The sequence below is a fragment of the Pseudomonas huaxiensis genome, assembly GCF_003231275.1.
GTDB classification, from domain to species: domain Bacteria; phylum Pseudomonadota; class Gammaproteobacteria; order Pseudomonadales; family Pseudomonadaceae; genus Aquipseudomonas; species Aquipseudomonas huaxiensis.
The window spans coordinates 1-250 of record NZ_QKVL01000221.1 but is presented as its reverse complement, the minus strand read 5'-3'; the positions used below and the strand labels follow the sequence as shown (position 1 = coordinate 250).

The window sequence follows — 250 nt, the reverse complement described above, 5'->3', positions numbered from 1 at the left end:
ATCAGTATCGGTAGCCGTGACGGTAAAGCTCTCGGTAAGGATGTTGATACCAGCAGCATTCGGATGCGCTTCGTTATCCAGCAGGGTGTAGCTGTAGGTCACTACGCCGGTGGTTGGGTTGTAGCCGGTGACTGTCAGCGTATTCCCCAACGGCGTCGTCGCAGCCTGTGGGAAACCAGCCGCCACCCCGCCAGAAATAACGTTGATGCCGCCCACGCTGAGCGTTTGCAGACCATCCGGCGCAGTCACG

General features: G+C 58.8%; 1 protein-coding gene. It reads right to left on the bottom strand.

The window, feature by feature from the left end; genetic code table 11:
* Nucleotides 1–250, bottom strand: a 250-nt coding sequence (locus DM374_RS32960) for a hypothetical protein (protein ID WP_157969844.1), incomplete at both ends; no start/stop codon positions are given.